Here is a 248-nt window from a genome sequence, read left to right as displayed (position 1 = left end):
TGTGTCATAAGTCACCATTGCAGAAATAGAAACAACTAATAAGAATAAAAGTTTAACAGTCGCATTTAATTGATGAATACGACTATTTCCCGGGTGAAAACCTATAGTATTATATTGATTCATTGGCCAATTGCAGCTTTAAGCTATGGTCAAAAAAAGAGGGTCACTATAGCATCTGTTTTAGTCTTAAATCCGGAAATAATCATATTGGATGAACCGACTGCTGGTCAAGATTTCTATCATTATAA

Annotated in this window: 2 pseudogenes; one reads left to right on the top strand and one right to left on the bottom strand. The window is 33.1% G+C overall.

The features are described from left to right. A pseudogene (locus tag IDG64_RS14715) lies at positions 1 to 123 on the bottom strand (energy-coupling factor transporter transmembrane component T family protein); the annotation flags it as partial. Here IDG64_RS14715 and IDG64_RS14710 point away from each other — a divergent pair. Then, positions 121 to 248 (top strand): annotated as a pseudogene (locus IDG64_RS14710) (ATP-binding cassette domain-containing protein); the annotation flags it as partial. The pseudogenes IDG64_RS14715 and IDG64_RS14710 overlap by 3 nt on opposite strands.

Origin of the sequence: Staphylococcus sp. EG-SA-15, from assembly GCF_017151895.1 — a bacterium.
Taxonomy (GTDB): Bacteria; Bacillota; Bacilli; order Staphylococcales; family Staphylococcaceae; genus Staphylococcus; species Staphylococcus aureus.
This window is presented reverse-complemented; position numbering and strand designations above follow the sequence as displayed.